Origin of the sequence: Paenibacillus sp. FSL K6-1566, assembly GCF_038050475.1 — a bacterium.
Lineage (GTDB): Bacteria > Bacillota > Bacilli > Paenibacillales > Paenibacillaceae > Paenibacillus_AQ > Paenibacillus_AQ lactis.
In genome coordinates this window covers 359,953-376,738 of the sequence record NZ_JBBOSR010000001.1, presented here as the reverse complement: position 1 = coordinate 376,738, position 16,786 = coordinate 359,953, and the positions used below count along the sequence as shown (strand labels likewise).

The following is a 16,786-nucleotide window of genomic DNA, read 5'->3' as shown; positions in this document are numbered from 1 at the left end:
TCCCCTATTCATTCGACCTCTGCCAAACCACTCTCTTTCATCTCTGACCCGTCATGCGGTACCTGTACTTCAGCCGTAACAACCGTCTCATTGCCTGCCTGATCGGTAACGGTATACGTTATCGTGTAGATTCGGCCGGAGCCCTGGCCTGACCTTGCTGCCCGCAGCAGGAAGGCGGTATCGGGCGTGCCGTAGTCCGCATCCTGAATATCCTCAGGCTGCAGTTCTTCATTGCTCGTAATCGACGTGAGAACGACCGAGTCGATATCCGAAGCTTCGTCGCTTGCTTCCACGACCGCATTCACCTGCACGAGCTTCTGATTCGGCGGCCACAACACCGCTTGATCAAGCGTAACATTCACGCTCGGCGCAGTCCGGTCGATCGGAATGGCCAGCGATGTGGACTTTCCAGTTTCACCCGATGTATGGACGGCGCGGTATTCGACCGTATTGACACCGTCCGTATCGATCGTAAATGCGGCGTCGTAAGCCTGCCACTCTCCGCCGTTGACGCGATATTGAATGCTCCAGCCTTCAGGTACGCCGCCTTCCGCCTCGATGGACACGTTCACCGGCTGAAGGTACCAATCCCCGCGTCCATCCGGCTGCTCGGGCGATACAGCTGCGGCAAGCTTCACCCGTTCGATGCTGTCCGCAAGACCGATGCCGTCGACATGGAAGGAACCGCCAGACCAAGGAATCCGGTTCTCCGGGGCAATCCAGATTTTAATTTTCGTTATGCGGTCCTTATGCGCCCATTCTCCAAGATCGACTGCCACTTGGGTCCACTGCTTCGCCGGGACATTCTCTTCCGCTTCAAGTATATGCTGATCGCTGTAGATCTTCACCCGTACAGTATAAGCTTCGGCCGACGCCGGACCCTGCGAAGGATAAATGCCGAAGAACAGGTACCGCTTGCCTTCGGCGCTCCATGGCTGATCGAACGTCTTGGCAATCCCTTTGCTGTCGCCCAGCTGTGCTCTCCCCATCACGGATGCCTTCAGTGACCGGCTGCCGCTGGCGGCGATGGAATCATCCATTCCGACCTGGGAGACGTATTCCGCTTTGGTCCAGCCTTGATCGTCTTGTTCGAAATCAAACCTGACCTCGGCCCCTTCCAGCTGGCCGGCCTGAATCGCCTCGGCCTGGGCTGCATCCGGCATTTCCCGCCGCGCGAGCTTGCTGGCATCAAAAGCCGGCGCGATCTCCGTCCAATCGCCGATGCCGATGATCGGTTTTGCGAATTCCGTCACCTCGAGCGAGCGCTCGGTATCGATATATTTGAACACATCGTATACGAGCTTGTGCTCGTCAGGGATGTTTAAGCCTTTGCTCGTGTCTGGATCATGCGTCCACAGACCGAGGTTCAAGCCGTATTCTCCGGCATGATCCACATGCCTGTGCAAGATGAAGGAGTCAATCCCGTCCAGAAAATCGGTAATGTAATAGGCATACGCATAAGCGGCCGCCTGCACCCGCTGGCTCTCCGGCGAATTGTCGCCGCTATGAAAGCCCTGTTCCGAAAGGATGATCCGGCGCGCCTTATCACCGTAGAGGAACTTCGGCTGGTTCATGTATTCTACAAGGATGTGCAGGTTCTTGAACGTGATTTTTGGCGTATCGAATCGCTCCAGCGACTGTGGTGCAATCCATGCCCGCGGATCGAACAGGTTCTCCGGGTATGGGTGATAAGCGATATGCCATGGAATATCGCCTTCCGCAGCAATCTCCGCCTGCAGCGTGTCGATAATCGAGCGGCCGTCAAACGAGCCGATCTGTGTCGGCGGCAGCTGCTGGTCCCAGTTATGCGTGAGCGAGATGTATACTCTGGCGTTGCTGTAGTAGCTTTTTACGATCGTATTCGTCAGACGCACCGTCCGGGCATAGTCCGATACGAACTCTCGCACCGTCTTATCATTGCCCATGTTGTACCATGTCTCCCCGGCGTCCACCTCGTTGCCGACGATGTAGTTCACGGCCCTTCCGTATTTCTCGTCCTCGCGCGTGTAGCGTTCCGCCAGGAAGGCGGTAATCGCTTTATAGTACTTCATGCCGAGCTCATCCGTTGTATTGAAGGCATACACAATGCCGTCGGTCGCATCCGGATGGAGGAGATACCGGTTTGGCGTTGTGGCGTCCATCCCGGTCTTATACATCAACAGGATCAGGGATACCGTCACCCCGTTATCCGACAAGCTCTTAATGGAATTATCCCTCTCTTCGATCCAATCCTTCTTGAAGTAAAAGGTCTCTCCCTCATGCACGTATTCGAACGTATTGGCCGGGTTAACCGTGCCATCGATATATAAGGCGTTATTGTAGTCCACGTTCAGCGCCGCGTGACTGATGCCCAAATCCTCCGCATCGCCCACCATTTGCACCTGGAGCCCCTTTTTGCTCTTCGCAACCGGGAACGGATAAGTTCCGAGCGCGAGCGCATCCGGATTGCTCACATACTTGGCTCGGTCTACAAGGTCGATTGTCCCGTCCTGCCGGACGATGGCAACGGCGAATTTGGAATATATCCGGGTATGGCCCACGTCGTCCGCCAAGCCGATGTCGAACGTGAATCTTTCGGACAAATCCTGCTCGGCTAACGGCGCCCGATTCTGCAGGTCTCGATCCGATTCGTAAGGCTGGAGCTCAAACAATTGAAGCTTTGCGCTCTCATAGGAATCGACCGTTTCCGGGTCGAGCACTCCTTCGATGATGATCCGGTCGAGAGAGGAGGCGATTTCATGCCTGGTCAGCTCTCCCGGGAAACGCTCGATCGGCGCCAGCTGCTTGAACCGGATCTGATCGATGCCGATCTGTCCTCCGCTTGCTCCGTCCTCGCTTAAGAACGACAGCCTGAACTGTTTTAAGGTACCGGTCCAGTCGGGACTCAGCGACAGATTGAACTCATACTCGGCGGACGAGGCGTGATTAGCCGCAATATCGAATTCCTCCGATTTGGCGGTGTCCCAGGCCGGGCTCTCCTCCGTCACCCATTCGACCCTTACTTTATGGAACGAAGCATCATTCCGAAGCTTTACGCTGAGCGTATTGTAATGCTCGATGTCCTGAATGATCATGGGAGACTGCAGCACCGGAGCAGCATCCGACACATCCAGCAGCAGCTCGCCGCCGGCCGCGCTCACGGCCGCCCCCTGCGCGGTAAATCCTTCCGTTTCACCGTCGATGTTGAAGTCCATGCCGATCGCGTTCGACCCGCTGAGATAATCGATTTGATAATTGCCTCCCCAATATTCATAGCCGGGATCTCCTGGCTTCAAGCCGCCGTGGTCAAAATTGAGCATGAACGCGAATTCGATCTTCGTGATCGCATCCCGATGCGCCCAATCCTCGATGGATACCGCGATTTTGTTCCAGCTGTTCGGGTTGATCTTGGCAATGCTCTCGTAGGCTTCGTCTCCGTTAAACAACGTCGCCTTAATGAGATAATCCTCCGTCTGCCAGCCATAGCTGTTTGCCGCAAACGTTAAATAGTTTACTCCCGATAAGTCAATGGGCTGATCAAACTCCTTGGATACGGTTCTCCATTCATAGGCTTTGACTTGGTCCGACCAAATCTCCAGCGTATGGCTTCCCTCATAAGGCGTATTCGGGCCGTTCGCATACCGGTCGGCATAGGTAACATTCTCCGCACCGGCTCCCGCGCTCCATTTCCCCGGCTGGTTCACCTCGTCAGGCTGATTAAAATCATCGATGATGATGGACGGCGTGTAACCCGAGACGCTTCTGACATGGGCAGATGCTGTCAGGTCAGGGTCATACGTACCTGCAAGGGCAATCCCCGCAGGGAATGATTGCAGGGCAATCGCCGCCATGGCGGCAACGAGCAGCGGTTTCATGAACCTCTTCAGCTTATTCACGTTCAATCCTCCTCGCATGGCTATGAATATGTTCACACACGGATATTACTGCTGCTTCACCATTCACCCCCTTTCCGCTCTCCTCCGCATTGTTCCGGATCCGTTACACAATCATCCCTTCTCGTGTGCTCACAACAAGCTCCGTTCCTTGCTCAGCCTTCACCGTCAGGCATTGCGGAATCGTCAGCTCATAGCGCAAACCTCCCCCTTCCTTTCGATTCCAGCGGGCTTCAATCAGCCCGTAACGGGTTGGCACTGCTCCTTCCGCCTCGGACAAATCACCCGGATCGAATTCAATTCGCACCTCCCGATCGCCAAGCCGTCTCAAATCCAATCCCAGCACATATTGGGTCAAAATATAGCTGGGCGACGCCCCCCAACCATGGCTGAAGCTCACAGGGATATGATCGATCAGATAGGTCGGCGTGTGTCCCTGATACGGACTCGGCACCGTGCTGAACGGCAGGGCTGGATCGAACGTCTCCCACCAGGTCGTCGCTCCGCGGTCCAGCATTCCGCCCCAGTATTCGCGAATAAGGTCCAGCGCGCGCCGGGTTCTCCCTTTGCCGATTAGCGTTTCAAGGACCACATGATAGAAGAAAGCGCCCTTTAAAGGAGGAAGCTTCCCGGCCTCATACCATTCATCCAGAAACCGATCGGCTTCCTGCGGATCCATAACGCCCGACCAGACGGCAGCAAAATTGGTCTGAGCCGTGATCTGAGCCGACAACCCTTCCGGACCGATGCAATCAGCGAATACGATATCGCCGGGCTTCCGCATCTGCCCCCGGATCGCCGTCCTCAGCCGGGCCGCATGCTCCCGCCACTGCCTTGCCAAATCGTGGAGATCCATCTCGGCAGCCAGATCCGCCGCCAATCCCAGCGCCTTGTAATAGAAGCAGGAAACGGCCGTCACCCGGTCCCGCCGATCGATGTAATCGGCCCAGTCGATAAAGCACCACCAGCCTGGCCTGTCGGCCCGTGCAAACAAGCCGCTGGAATCCTCCTGGTCCCGGAACCACGCCATGAGCCGCTCGACCGCTGGCCAGATTTCGCCGAGAAACCCGCGGTCCTTCGTGTAGAGCCAATGGGCGTGCACGCCGAACAGCCAGTGCGCGCAGAAATCCGGCAGCAGGAACGAATTTCGCTCCGGCCCCGTACCCGGAATGGAGCCGTCCGGATTCTGAATGCGCGCTCCTTGCAGCAAGCATTTACGAAGCAGCCGTTCGTCGCCGAAAGCATGGTAAATCACTTTGCCCATTACCACGGCATCCGCTACCCATAGCGCCTCCTCCCGAAGCGGGCAATCCTCCAGATGATCCTGGCTGTTGACGAGGGTCGTGTAGACGCCGACCTCCCAGATCCGGTTGAGCCGCTCATCACTGCTTCGGAAATAACCGGACCGGTCAAACGGATAATGCACGGATTCGACGGCAAAATGCGCCACCTTCAACGGAACCGGCGTCGCCTGGCACGACACCTGCAGAAACCGGAATGCCCGCCGACCGAACGGCTTAAGCCGGTTCATCCCTGGACGCAGAATAAACGTATCGTACAGCTGCAGCTCCAGCGATTCCCCATACGACAGCTGGATGACGCCGCCTTCCGGTGCATGAACCTCCAGCTCGGGGTACCCTACCGTTTCCTTGCCGAAGTCGAACACCACCCCGGGGAGCGATCCGGGGGCGCTTGCATCCAGCGTCCAGCTATCCCAGCCGCTGCCGCCGGCTCCGGCCGATGCTTGCGCTGCTTCGGCCAGCATTCGGCATTCTCCGGCGCTGACCCCGAAATTGGAGTCCGTCCGGACGATCGCAGCCGGCTTCGCCAATACCCGTTCCAGCGGCGGAATCTCCCGGGGAAGCAGCCGCGGCCAAGGGGAGTCCGGATCCAGCGCAGCTGCGACTACGGATGCTCCGGCCCATGAAGCATCGTCATAATCGGGCTCCTCCCAGCCATCCTCTTTCTCCGCCAAGTAAATTTCGCGGAAACCGTTCCACAAATGCTGCCTGGAGACCTGGGCCATCCACCTTGGCGAACGGCGGACCTTCCAGTCGGTATCCGTTGCAATAACAGCCAGTGTCCCGTCGCCCATCTCTATTTCCAGCTCAGCGATGAGGCCGCCCGGACCCTGCATCTGTCCTGTCACGATATCGGAGGTTCCGAAGTTGTAAGCGACGATCGCGAGCGCATTCCTTCCTGAGCGGATCAGGCCAGTTACGTCGATTTCGTCGTAATATTTCCACTGAAGGTCAGCGGGAGACGGGCCTCCTCCCGCAAAGCTTCCGTTGAGGTACACCTGATATTTTTGATTCGCCGACACGAACAGCCGGGCTCGGGAAGCTGGTTTTTCAAGATCAAAGCTCTTTCGAGCCTCCAGGTAAACATTCGGCGTATTGGGGGGAATGTCTCCCCAGATCCAGCTCGCCTGCCATGACGCCTTCTTTTTGTGCAATTCAGCTTTCATCCCAGCCTCCCTGCCAGCTCCGCCCCTCGGATGCGGGCCGATTTGATCATACGACCGTCCTCCTCCAATCTCCACTCCACCGAAATGGGTCCCCGCGGGCTCGGGATCACGCCGCTTGCCGCCGTCAGCCCTCCGATGGCATGAGGTTCAAACGCAATGCGTTCATATCCGGGAGAAAGCGCCCGAATGCCGAGCACATACTTGGCGATCCACACGACCGGCGTACTGGACCAGCTATGGCACAGACTCATCCTGTAGGAGCTGTACGCGGTATATGTGGTCAGCGCGTGGTGAATATCGCTGCTCGGCGTCAGCCTCACGCCTTCCCAAAAGGTCGTTGCTCCCGCATCCAGCATCGTCCCCCACACGGTGGCAATCACTTCCCACGCCCGCTCATGCATGCCATGCTCCGAATAGCACTCGGCCAGCCAATAAGCCGAAAGCGGGGTGAGCGGGTCCCTCAGCCGATAGCCAAGCAGAAACCGGCGTGCATGCTCTTCACCGACATACCCGCTCTTAATGCCGATGACCGAAGTCAGCAACGCGTAGGAGGAGCCGATGAATCGGCTCTCGTCAAGCTCCGCGCGCGGCTCACCCCACTGAATGCCAAGCTCCGGTATATCCCCTGCCAACTGCTGCATTTGGCTCTTCGTCATGCTATAAATCGCATTTAAGCACGCCCAGGACTCGGACTCGGCCATCGGCGACCATTCGATGAAGGAGTAAGTCCCCTCGGCCTCCGGCATGAATACCCCGGTGCCGGCATCCGCATTCGCCCTTACCCAGGCGATATGCCGCAGCAGCTCCTCCCGGAGCTCCAGCACAAACGCACGGTCGCCCGTCTCAAAGTAGTAATCCCAAATGCTGCTGAGCCACCACAGCGTATAGGAGGGCAGATTGTTCATCCAATAGCCGTAAGGCGTCCGGCCCAGCTCGCGAAGCGACCGTTTCAGGACGGAGTAATCGTCCCACAGCGAATATTCGGTTTTGGCTGCCAAATAAATATCGTACGCCCAATTCAGACGGTCCCGCTTGATGCCATCCCACAGCCCGATTTGGTGGCATACCCGGCTTGTATGGACCGATACATCATAGATTCGCCGCATCAACGGCTGATCGACCTGCAATTGCCCGACCTGGTTCAGTGCAACGCCGGCAGCCTCCAGCCGAATCTCGGCTTGGAAGGGCGCTCCGCAATCCCCGCTCACGTACATCCTGACGTAGCGCATGCCTTGGGGATTGGTTGCGACGGCGCTCCCCGCAGGCACGGTCAGCCATTCGGTCATACATCCGTCGTAATGCAGCAGCTCTTGCAAAGATTCCGCGCCGTTCCACAACAGACCGATCTCCGTATCCCCCCTGTTCTCGACCCAGAACCGCACGTTCAGCTCCTGAGGCAGTTCAAGCAGCAGCTGCGGCACCCGGCTTAAATCCAGCTGGCGCTGCTGCGTCCGGCGTTCCTTCCACTCGCCCTGCTTCAGGAGGTGGTAGAAAATATGCCGCTCGTTCCGGGCCTTTACCTCCCCCAGGAGGATCGGTCCGGTTGTAGTCCCTTGTAGAAGAAAGGCGCCATCCTGATCAGAGTCCGCCACCATGCCGTTAACCGACATAACGTTCACGCCATGGATCGGCTCGGTAGCGATATCGCCGTAACCGCCGGCAATGAACCAGCCGGGAGCCCCGTCCAGATCACCGAAGGGCTCCTCGCCCCATACGCACACCACTTCGGCGGGGGAATCGCCAGCGCTCCAGGTCTCGTCCGTGGCCAGCCACAATCCTTCACTTCCGCTTATATACGCGATACAGCCGACCGAGCGGTCGTGCAGATGCATGTTGATCGGATGCATGGGCATCGATACCGTGTTGCGGATTTCCAAACGAATCGTGTACGCCCCCGGCTCCAGCCGGTCCGGCAATCCTTCTACCTTGAAGAATGCCGACGTATGCCTGGCGTGCTCCGCAACGCGACCAACGGGCGCTCCGTTCAGCATGATTTCCACTTCTCCCGTGCAGGCAAGCTTCATCTCTATCCGCTCCGCCTCTTGCAGAACAAAGGATCTCTCCAGCACGATCCGTCGTCTGCCTTCCCGTTCCGGGTGCCAGATCCAGCTGGGAATCTTCTCCGCTTGTCTGTGTATATTCATCCATCTCTCTCCATTTGGTCCGTCGTTTATATTTTCAAGGCACCCTGCGTAACCCCTTGAATGTAGTACTTCATCCCGAAGCTGAACAGCAGCACGAGCGGAATCGCCGAAATGATATAAGCTGCGAATTCCACGCCCATGTTGGATATGCCGAACTGGTTCGTAAACTGCGTAAGACCGACGCCAATCATCTGAATGCTGTTCGATTTGATCGTGAGCAGCGGCCAAATATAGTCGTTGTAAATACCGACCGATTGCATGATCATCAGGGTCATGAGAACCGGAACCGACAACGGCAGCACCATTCTCGTAAAAACGACGAATTCGCCTGCGCCGTCGATTTTGGCCGCATCAAACAGCTCATTGGAAATCCCCGCCATGAAGCTTCTGCACAGAAACGTGCCGAAGATTTGTCCTCCAGCCGCGGCGCTGATAATAATAACCCAGGGCGTATTGACCAGGCCCAGGTTCGCATACAGCACGTACGACGGGATAAGGGTCATCACGCCCGGGATCATCATGATCGCGAGCATCATCATGAAGAGCAACTCCTTGCCGAGGAATTCCTTCTTGGCAAAGGTGTAGCCCGCCACAGCGGACAAGGCCACCACGAGCGTGCCTCCCACCGCCGCATACAGCACGGTGTTCAAGGTGTAGCGCCAAATGGCCGCGAACGCTTCCGCATAATTGCCGATTTGCGCCGGGACGGGCAGCGTCCAGATGCCTCCTAGAATCTGGGCGTTATTTTTGAAGGATGAGATCAGCGTAAAGACGATCGGGGCGAGGGTTAATCCTACAAAAACCGTAAGCAGCACATAAAGCGCCGACTGCTGAACAAGCCTTGCCTTGGTATTCATGCCGCTCCCCTCCTAGTCCGTATTCGTTTTGATAAATTTCATATTGATGACCGTAATGATCATTATGATGGCAAACATGCTGACGCCGAGCGCCGAGGCATACCCCAGATCATTGAATTTCGTAGCGGCAAAATACATCTGCAGCGCCGGTACGTAGGTTGAATCCGCCGGCCCGCCCCCCGTTACGATCAGAATCGAGCCGAAGTCCTGGATGATGCCGATCAGCCCGAGCACGATCAGCAGCTTGAATTGCCCGGCCAGCAGCGGCAGATGGATGGTGCGGATAATCCGGAAGGATTTGGCCCCGTCGATCCTGGCCGCTTCAATGACCTCGTCCGGAATGGCGATCAGCCCCGAGTAGAGCACCAGCAGCTGAAGAATGCCGACGAACGGGAAGCCCATCATGATGATAGCCCACAGCGCGGTATTCGGGTCTCCCAGCCATGCATGGCTAAGCGATCCGAGCCCGATCATCCGCAGAACCTGATTCACGAGACCGATGTTCGGATCATACATATCCTGCCAGACCAGCAGCATGCCGACGGATGGAATGACCATGGAAATAACAAAGAACGTACGGAATACGTATTGTGATCTCTTGCTTCTCAGATGGTAGATCAGCTCCGCTACAATCAGCGGAGGGATGAGAGCCTTAATCAGCCCGGTCACGATCAGGATCAGAAGATTGCCCACGCCTTTAGTGACGTACGGATCATTCAGCATGCGCCTGAAATTGTCCAGGCCGATGAATTCGCTCCTGGCCCCCGGATTCCAGTCATATAAGGAATGAATCAAGCCGGAGAAAGCCGGGATATACAGGAATATGATCAGAAGCGTGAAGCTCGGCAGAAGCATGGCATAGGCCAGCTTGCTCCTCCACAATCGCTGAAGGATGTGGGGCTTCTTGCGCCAAAGCCACAGGAACAACAGTGCGATCAGCACGATGGAGACCACGACCGCCCCGATTTGAAGCATCTTCTGAGTCATCGCCGCTTGTTTGCCTTGCGCAAGCACGGCTCCGACTTCATATTGGAAAACGGCTCCTTGATCCGATCCTGCAAAGAGCCTCGTGCCGTCAGCGCTGAATCGGATTTGCTGGCCGGCACCAACCTCCTTCGTGCTCCACAGCAGAGAGCCGCCCTCGTCCGCCACGTAATAATTGCCGGAATAATCAGCGACCGCAACAAATGCTCCGTCATTGGTGATATGGACAGATGTGACCTTGTCCTTGGTCACCAGTTCGCCAAGGCTGTCGCCTTCGGACGAGTAGATGACCGCCTTGTTGTTGGACGATCCTACGACCAGCGTGCCATTGTCGCCGACGGCCACATGCTGGATATCACCGTCTAGGGGGATCTGAAATAGCTGCTCTCCGGAAGGGCCGAACATATAAGCATACTGATTGGCCGCACCCGCTGCCAGCCATTGCCCATTCGGCGATAAGGCTGCTGTCTTCACGGCGATGCCCACAGGGATCTCTTGCAGCACCTCTCCCTGTTCGTCCAGCAAACGAATCACGCTTTCGTTGTGGAGCGTTATGATCACTCGTTTGCCGTCCGGTGTTGCCGATAAATTCTTGATCATTTTTCGGAAATCCCGGCTCCAGATCTCCTCGCCCTTCGCATCAAGCTTATACAGATGCCGGTCGTCGGAGGAGACCAGCATCTGTCCGTCATTCAGAAGCGCGACACCGGTAACGACGTTTTTTGCCGCAAATTCGAACTGCTGCGTGCCATCTTGCTGAAGCAATATTGCGGTTGCATTCTGCGTGCCGACCGCCACCTGCTCGCCGTCTTCGGAGATGGACATCGCTTTGATCGTCAGCCCCTGCTCCATGGTCCAGATCGGCACGGAGGCATAAATCGGCGGGATCCACAGACATAGCAGCAGCAGTACTAATAGGATGGATTTGATTGCCCGCATAACCTTATGTTCACACTCCCTTCCATGCCAAGTGGAAACGCAGGACCGTTCGATACGAGTACCCCTTTTTGTTTAAAACGGTACCCTGCGCTTCACGATTTCGCATGCTACTGCCTAACCGGCGGCTGCCGCTCCGGATGCTCAAGGTCGGAGAGCTCCTTCTTGCGTTCCTTCAGCATAGCCTCAAACTTGGCATCAATGTCGGCCTGGTACTGCTTCAGCAATTGGTCCACATCGATTTCATCGTTGAAATATTTGGAGATGAGGCCGATGTAGCTCTGCACGGACGGCTGATAGTCGTGGAGACCGCGCGCCAGCACATTGCCCGGGCTGTTCAGTCCTTCCGTGTTTCCGATCGCGTCGAACGACTCGAATGTCTTCTTCATTTCCTCCGGCAGCTCGATATCGTTTAACAGCGGAGCGCCGCTTAAGGAAGCATCCTTGGAGTTTTGAACAGCCTCAAGGTATACCTTGTATCCTTCCGGACTGGTCAGATACATCATGAAATCAATGTTCAGTGCGGTCTGCTCCGCATTCTTTTTGACAAAGCCGTAAAAACCGGTATAGATATGGATCGTTCTAGCAGGCGCCTGCACCAGCTCCCCTTCCATGGAAGGCATGTTGAAGAATCCGAAATCGAATGATTTTACGCCTCCGCTCTCGCCCGTCTTCTCCGCATCGGCAAAATCCTTCGGAAGCTGCCAATAAGAGGACGGCAGCGCAACCATGGTTGCGGCCTTGCCGGTTAGGAACAGCTTGTAGGCCTGCTCCTCCGACATGCCCATGAATCCCTCGGGTGCGTAGCTGAACAAGGTCTTCAGATTGGTCAACACCTCGCGCCAAGCAGGATTGCCCTCGACTTTGTATGGACCGACCTTGTCTTTGATTGCCTTATACATCCGCAGCTCATTCGTCGACACATTGGAACGGGAATCGTTGTACGGATCGTTTAGATCGAACTTCCAGTTATCGTCGATGCTCGGCATATAGGTATAATCTTCCGGCTTGGACCGGATCAGCTCCACATAGTCGCGGAAATACTGGTCCGGATAAATGCGCATCAGCCAACCTGCCTGACCGCTCCATAAGGAGAGCGCATTGCCGCCGATCGTAAACGGGATGTACCCTGCTGCCTTCAGCTTGTCAAAAGCCGCGGTCAGCTCGTTAAAGGTTTTCGGGGTGTCTGTGATGCCGGCCTTCTCAAACATCTCTTTGTTGTACATCCACAAAATTTGCACCGATTCGAAGTTCAGCGCTTGCAGCGTTTGCAGGTTAGGATCATCCAAATTGACGCCCATGCCGTCAAGATTGAAGCTTTCCTTCCAGAGCTTCCCCGTATAGGGGTTCTCCGTCTCCAGCCAAGGCTTGAAATCGACGAATTTCTGGTCTTCATTCAGATCGCTGTTCTCATTCGTGTTCACAAAATCGGCCTCCGGTTCCCCGGCGGCAAACTGGGCCTGCAACCAATCCCGGTACCCCTCGGCCGGCTTGATATCCACGACGACTTTAACGTCAGGATGCTTCGCCATATAGGCTTCGGCTACCTTGCCCCATACTTCAGCGGAGGCTCCGCGCAAGGAGATCTGGATGGTGCCGCTTTTTGATGGTGCTGCCGGCTGGCCGGTAGCAGGTTCTGCGGGTGTCGTATTGTCGTTATTGTCGTTACTAACGGGAGTCGGTGCCGGTTCGGCACGGTTGGCGCTGCCGCCGGAACAAGCGGCGAGCAGCGTAATGAGCGAGGTGATCAGGATGAGGCTAACGAATCTTCGAAATGGAAACATGACTTTCACTCCCCCTAAGCGTTCAATGTATTCGCTTACATTTATGTGAAGTCTAAGCTGATCAAGTTGACCTGCATCACTCCCTTCAATGACGATGGGGTACAAAAACGTTTTTGTATGGCTTAAAAAAAGAACCGTCCAACGAAATCTATTCGTTATCAGGTCGATTCTCTTTCGCACACGGTGCAAGGCAGTACAATGGTCTGGATATCATCAAAGCCGATCTCGCCGTCGATCAGCTTCATCAGCAGCTTCGCCGCTTCGAGTCCCATCTGTCGCATCGGCAGCTCGATCGAGGTGATGGACGGACGGGCCAGCTGGGATACGACGGTATTGTCGAAGCCGATGACCGCTACGTCGTCCGGCACTGCATAGCCGAGCTCCTGCGCCCGCTCCACAACGCGGGAGGCAATGACGTCCCGGCCTGCGATAATAGCGGTTGGGCGGTCCTTCAGGCTCAGCAGCTTCTCGGTTTCCGCATATCCGCTGTCCTGCTCGAACGAACCGATGGCAACCAGCTGCTCGTCGAACCGGCCCACGAATTCCTCCATCGCCAGACGATACCCGTTATACCGGTCAAGCGAGGCATCCACCTCCAGCGTGCATGGCGTAATAAGCGCAATGCGGCGGTGGCCCTTGCCGACTAAATACTTCACCGCTTCGTATGCCCCTTGTTCGTTATCCGCGTTAACGCTGTGGCATAGACCCGGGATGGCGGGCCTTCCAAGCAGCACGAACGGGAAGCGGTTCTTGATCAATTCATCGAATGGCTGATTGATGGCTGCCCCCATCAAAATCAGGCCGTCGGCCGACTGCTTCCGGTACACGTCGAGCAGATGATCCGCAAGCTTGCTTGTGCTGGGCTTCTGGAAGGAGAGCAGCAGATCGTAATTATTATCTCCCGTCGCCTGCCCGAGACCCTTGATCACGTCAAGAAGAATGCTGTTCTCCAGCCCGTCTACGGTGTCCTCGACGACCAAGCCGATGTTGTTCGTCTTCTTGGTCACTAATCCGCGCGCCGATTGATTCGGCCGGTAATTCAGCTTCTCGATTGCTTCAAAAATGCGTTTCTTCGTCGCTTCGGCCACATGGGCCGATCCATTCATCGCGAAGGATACGGTACATACTGCCACTCCCGCTTCGCGGGCGACGTCTCTAATGGTTGCTGCCATGGTTATCTCCTTATCTCGAATGAAATCATATGTAATCCGTGTAAGCGATATCATAATAACATAAACGATCGATTGGGGTAGTAGCTTGGTATGCAAAACGTTTTTGCAAAAACGATTTGTATCTAAAATACACCCGTAATTTACCAGTGTCAACAGAATTTTTTCCTCGATTCGATACCGCGGATTTGGAATGAGTTACAGATTGCTGTTAAGAAACCGGTTCAGCCCGGCTTGATAAAATCCTTATTGCTTTCCGCCCACGATTGCAATACCATTAAACATTATAATGATATAATGTTGTGACGTAAAAATCGTGAAACAGGGGGATTATCTCGATGAAATTACGTTTCGAGGGCCTAACCGCGGATATTGAATCCGGTGCCCGGATATTGTTGCATGAGCTTGGCGTGGAGATGAGTGAGGACGGATTTCCTGTCCGCATCGGACAGTCGGAGGGCGAACTCGTGGTCGGCCGCGAAGCGGACCATGCCTACATCCGCTATGGGGCGAAGCATCAATTCTTCCGTGGATTGGGCCTGCTCGTTCAGCACAGCCGCCAGCGCGAAGCCTTCCATATTCGGGAACAACAACAATTCGACCAGATCGGGCCTATGCTCGACCTGTCCCGCAATGCAGTGCTCACGGTAGAGAGCTTCAAGCTGATGCTGAATAAACTCGCCTTAATGGGCATGAATACCGTCATGCTGTATATGGAGGATACGTACGAGATCGATGATGAGCCCTATTTTGGATATATGCGGGGCCGCTATACGCAGGAGGAGCTGCGGGAAATCGACGACTATGCCGATCAATTCGGCATTGAGGCGTTCCCGAGCATCCAGACCTTGGCACATCTGGAGGAATTCCTGAAGTGGGAGCCGATCAAGCATTACCGCGATACGAAGGGAGCGCTGCTCGTTGGCAGCGAGCGAACCGATTCCCTTATTGAACGGATGATCGAAGCAGCCACCGCCCCGTTCCGCAGCAAGAAAATCCACATCGGCATGGACGAGGCGGAGGAGCTCGGCCGCGGCAAATATTTGGACCTGAACGGATATGAGAGCCGCTTCGACATCATGCTCGCGCACCTGGACAAAGTGCTGGCTGCCGTCCGCAAGCGCGGACTCAAGCCGATGATGTGGAGCGACATGTTCCTCAAGCTCGCTTCAGGCGGAGGCGGCGATGCGGCATATTACGCTAAGGACACCTCGATCCCGGAAGAGATGGCCCGCCGCATCCCGAAGGACGTGGACATGGTGTACTGGGACTATACCCACATGGAGCCGGGGGACTATGAGAAGTTGATCGCAAATCACCGTCCTCTCGGCTGCAACCTCGTCTTTGCCGGCGCGGTTTGGATTTTCAATACGTTCGGCGTCAATTACGGGCTCTCCCTTAACGCATCCGATGTCGCATTGCAGATGTGTAAGCAGGAGGGCATCCGCGAGGTATACGCAACCATGTGGGGAGACGACGGAAATGAGGGCAATCCGTTCGCGGCCCTGCTGGGCCTTCAGTTATACGCAGAGCATGCCTACTCGGAGCAAAAACCCTCCTGGGCCCACTTGGCCGAACGGGTAAAATTCTGCACGGGCATCGAGATGGACACCTTTCTGCTGCTCAAAGATCTGGACGAAATTCCGGGCCAGGAGCCGAACAATGCGAAGCAAAGTAATCCATCTAAATTTCTGCTGTACCAGGATGTGCTTCTCGGTTTATTCGACAAGCAGATTGAGGGCTTGGACCTCGCGAACCATTACGCGGAGCTGGAGCAGCGCATTCGCGACAAGCGCTGCCCGGATGCCGGGCTGGATTATCTGTTCGACATGCCGGAAAAGCTGAGCGCCGTATTGAAGCGCAAAAGCGAAATCGGCATTACGTTGAAGCATGCCTATGATGCCAAGGATCACGAGTCGCTGCGGCAAATCGCCAAAAGCGTGCTTCCTGCCATCGCGGATGCCGTCCGTGACCTGCGCGCCTCGCACCGCATCCAGTGGCACCGGATGTTCAAGCCTTTCGGCTGGGAGGTCATCGATATCCGCTACGGCGGCGTCCTCACCCGCCTGGACACCGCATCGCTCCGCATTCTTGATTATGTGGACGGACGAATCCCGCGGCTCGAGGAGCTGGAGCAGGAGCGGCTCGTGTTCAGCACCACCAACCGCTTCAACCACAAAGGCGTCGGCTGGTGCAGCCACTATTACCGGATGGCGTCGCCAAACGTATTCTATCATGTGCTGAATCCGTTCTGATCCGGCAAACTCCGAATGGACCCGAAGGCCGAAGGCCCTCGGGTTACCAGGTCGTACCTCTCGTCCATGTCGCAGCAATGAGCCAACATCATCGAACAAACAATGGGCCAACCACCAAGCCAACATGGAATCGACATTGGATCAACATTGAACCAACATTGGACCAACATTGGACCAACATGGAATCACCTCGAATCAAAGTTAAACCGGCTTCATCCGTTGAACCCAGCGTCTCATCCGCGGTAACTCAACCCATTTGCATCAGCTCGGCTGGCTCATCCAACGAGTGACCCAAAAAAAGAGCGGCCCCAAGGGTCG

8 protein-coding genes are annotated in these 16,786 nt (G+C 55.8%); 1 reads left to right on the top strand and 7 read right to left on the bottom strand.

What is annotated here, in order from left to right:
* Positions 1 to 8 precede the first annotated feature (8 nt).
* The 7 genes from NST08_RS01685 to NST08_RS01655 form a co-directional block, all read right to left on the bottom strand.
* Positions 9 to 3,875 (bottom strand): DUF5722 domain-containing protein, encoded by a 3,867-nt coding sequence (locus tag NST08_RS01685; protein WP_341341377.1) that lies wholly within the window; start codon positions 3,873 to 3,875, stop codon positions 9 to 11.
* Between the two features lie 103 nt (positions 3,876 to 3,978).
* A complete protein-coding gene (locus NST08_RS01680) occupies positions 3,979 to 6,339 on the bottom strand; it encodes a family 78 glycoside hydrolase catalytic domain (protein ID WP_341341376.1) in 2,361 nt (786 codons plus the stop codon).
* Positions 6,336 to 8,483, bottom strand: a complete 2,148-nt coding sequence (locus tag NST08_RS01675) for an alpha-L-rhamnosidase C-terminal domain-containing protein (RefSeq protein WP_341341375.1) — start codon at positions 8,481 to 8,483, stop codon at positions 6,336 to 6,338. Before NST08_RS01675 ends, NST08_RS01680 begins: the two co-directional genes overlap by 4 nt.
* A gap of 26 nt (positions 8,484 to 8,509) precedes the next feature.
* A complete protein-coding gene (locus NST08_RS01670; RefSeq protein ID WP_007132630.1) occupies positions 8,510 to 9,340 on the bottom strand; it encodes a carbohydrate ABC transporter permease in 831 nt (276 codons plus the stop codon).
* A 12-nt stretch (positions 9,341 to 9,352) separates the two neighbouring features.
* Complete coding sequence (locus NST08_RS01665) at positions 9,353 to 11,263, bottom strand: ABC transporter permease subunit (protein WP_028404136.1); 1,911 nt, start codon at positions 11,261 to 11,263, stop codon at positions 9,353 to 9,355.
* Positions 11,264 to 11,370: 107 nt separating this feature from the next.
* The gene (locus tag NST08_RS01660) at positions 11,371 to 13,044 is read right to left on the bottom strand and encodes an ABC transporter substrate-binding protein (protein ID WP_028404137.1); all 1,674 of its coding nucleotides are present in this window, start codon (positions 13,042 to 13,044) and stop codon (positions 11,371 to 11,373) included.
* 158 nt (positions 13,045 to 13,202) lie between these two features.
* Complete coding sequence (locus NST08_RS01655) at positions 13,203 to 14,216, bottom strand: LacI family DNA-binding transcriptional regulator (RefSeq protein ID WP_007132633.1); 1,014 nt, start codon at positions 14,214 to 14,216, stop codon at positions 13,203 to 13,205.
* Positions 14,217 to 14,551: 335 nt separating this feature from the next.
* Here NST08_RS01655 and NST08_RS01650 point away from each other — a divergent pair, with 335 nt between their 5' ends.
* The gene (locus NST08_RS01650) at positions 14,552 to 16,468 is read left to right on the top strand and encodes a beta-N-acetylhexosaminidase (RefSeq protein WP_210094269.1); all 1,917 of its coding nucleotides are present in this window, start codon (positions 14,552 to 14,554) and stop codon (positions 16,466 to 16,468) included.
* Positions 16,469 to 16,786 lie beyond the last annotated feature (318 nt).